Annotated in this window: 1 rRNA gene; it reads right to left on the bottom strand. The window is 50.4% G+C overall.

The annotated features are described in order from the left end of the window. Window positions 1-6: 6 nt before the first annotated feature. Window positions 7-2,901 (bottom strand): 23S ribosomal RNA (locus tag I2503_RS09155). Between the last annotated feature and the right edge of the window lie 5 nt (window positions 2,902-2,906).

The raw sequence follows: 2,906 nt of genomic DNA, 5'->3' as shown, positions 1-2,906 counted from the left end.
TTGACTTCGGATAAGTCTTCGAGCTATTAGTATTAGTCCGCTACATTGCTCACACAACTTCCACTCCTAACCTATCTACCTGATCATCTCTCAGGGCTCTTATTCATTGCTGATGGGAAATCTCATCTTGAGGTGGGTTTCACACTTAGATGCTTTCAGCGTTTATCCCTTCCCTACATAGCTACCCAGCTGTGCCTCTGGCGAGACAACTGGTACACCAGCGGTAAGTCCACTCTGGTCCTCTCGTACTAGGAGCAGATCCTCTCAAATTTCCTACGCCCGCGACGGATAGGGACCGAACTGTCTCACGACGTTCTGAACCCAGCTCGCGTGCCGCTTTAATGGGCGAACAGCCCAACCCTTGGGACCGACTACAGCCCCAGGATGCGACGAGCCGACATCGAGGTGCCAAACCTCCCCGTCGATGTGAACTCTTGGGGGAGATAAGCCTGTTATCCCCAGGGTAGCTTTTATCCGTTGAGCGATGGCCCTTCCATACGGAACCACCGGATCACTAAGCCCGACTTTCGTCCCTGCTCGAGTTGTGGCTCTCGCAGTCAAGCTCCCTTATACCTTTACACTCTGCGACTGATTTCCAACCAGTCTGAGGGAACCTTTGGGCGCCTCCGTTACCTTTTAGGAGGCGACCGCCCCAGTCAAACTGCCCGTCAGACACTGTCTCCGATAGGGATCACCTATCCGGGTTAGAGTAGCCATACAACAAGGGTAGTATCCCAACAACGCCTCCGGTGAAACTGGCGTCCCACCTTCATTGGCTCCTACCTATCCTGTACATGTGGCACAGATACTCAATATCAAACTGCAGTAAAGCTCCATGGGGTCTTTCCGTCCTGTCGCGGGTAACCTGCATCTTCACAGGTACTAAAATTTCACCGAGTCTCTCGTTGAGACAGTGCCCAAATCATTACGCCTTTCGTGCGGGTCGGAACTTACCCGACAAGGAATTTCGCTACCTTAGGACCGTTATAGTTACGGCCGCCGTTTACTGGGGCTTCAATTCATACCTTCGAGAAATCTCTAAGCACTCCTCTTAACCTTCCAGCACCGGGCAGGCGTCACCCCCTATACATCATCTTACGATTTAGCAGAGAGCTGTGTTTTTGATAAACAGTTGCTTGGGCCTTTTCACTGCGGCTCAGTTGAACTGAGCGCCCCTTCTCCCGAAGTTACGGGGCCATTTTGCCGAGTTCCTTAACGAGAGTTCTCTCGATCACCTGAGGCTACTCGCCTCGACTACCTGTGTCGGTTTGCGGTACGGGTAGTATATAGATTTGCGCTAGAAGCTTTTCTCGGCAGCCTGACATCAGGGACTCGCTAGAATCACCTAGCTCCCCATCACAGCTCAATGTTACAGGTAAAAGCATTTGACTCTTACCACACCTCACTGCTTAGACCAGAATCCATTCACTGGCTTCCCTTAGCCTTCTGCGTCACTCCTTCACTCTATATACTAGTACAGGAATATCAACCTGTTGTCCATCGAATACACCTTTCGGTCTCTCCTTAGGTCCCGACTAACCCAGGGCGGACGAGCCTTCCCCTGGAAACCTTAGTCTTACGGTGGATGGGATTCTCACCCATCTTGCGCTACTCATACCGGCATTCTCACTTCTATGCGTTCCACTACTCCTCACGGTATAGCTTCACCACACATAGAACGCTCTCCTACCATCCTTTACAGGATCCACAGCTTCGGTAAATTGTTTTAGCCCCGGTACATTTTCGGCGCAGGGTCACTCGACTAGTGAGCTATTACGCACTCTTTGAATGAATAGCTGCTTCTAAGCTAACATCCTAGTTGTCTGTGCAACCCCACATCCTTTTCCACTTAACAATTATTTTGGGACCTTAGCTGGTGGTCTGGGCTGTTTCCCTTTCGACTACGGATCTTAGCACTCGCAGTCTGACTGCCGACCATAAATCGTTGGCATTCGGAGTTTATCTGAGATTGGTAATCCGAGATGGACCCCTCACCCAAACAGTGCTCTACCTCCAAGATTCTTAATGTCGACGCTAGCCCTAAAGCTATTTCGGAGAGAACCAGCTATCTCCAAGTTCGTTTGGAATTTCTCCGCTACCCACAAGTCATCCAAGCACTTTTCAACGTGCCCTGGTTCGGTCCTCCAGTGAGTTTTACCTCACCTTCAACCTGCTCATGGGTAGGTCACATGGTTTCGGGTCTACGACTACATACTTTACCGCCCTATTCAGACTCGGTTTCCCTACGGCTCCGTCTCTTCAACTTAACCTCGCATGCAATCGTAACTCGCCGGTTCATTCTACAAAAGGCACGCTCTCACCCATTAACGGGCTCGAACTTCTTGTAGGCACACGGTTTCAGGTTCTATTTCACTCCCCTCCCGGGGTGCTTTTCACCTTTCCCTCACGGTACTGGTTCACTATCGGTCACTAGGGAGTATTTAGGGTTAGGAGATGGTCCTCCCAGATTCCGACGGGATTCCTCGTGTCCCGCCGTACTCAGGATACTGCTAGGTAGTTAGACTATTTTAAATACGAGGCTCTCACTCTCTCTGGCTGACCTTCCCATGTCATTCTTCTATAATCTAACAGTCCATATCGCAGTCCTACAACCCCGAGTGGTAAACCACTCGGTTTGCCCTTCTGCCGTTTCGCTCGCCGCTACTCAGGCAATCGCTTTTGCTTTCTCTTCCTGCAGCTACTTAGATGTTTCAGTTCACTGCGTCTTCCCTCTTTAATCTTAACAACTAAAGATACTAGCCATCAGCTAGTGGGTTCCCCCATTCGGACATCTCTGGATCTTCGCTCACTTACAGCTACCCAAAGCATTTCGTCGTTTGTCACGTCCTTCATCGGCTCCTAGTGCCAAGGCATCCACCGTGCGCCCTTACTAACTTAACCTCTTT

The organism is Streptococcus sp. NLN64 (assembly GCF_015831295.1).
Classification (GTDB): Bacteria; Bacillota; Bacilli; order Lactobacillales; family Streptococcaceae; genus Streptococcus.
Note: the sequence above shows the minus strand (reverse complement) of the source record. Positions and strands in the feature narration are given on the sequence as shown.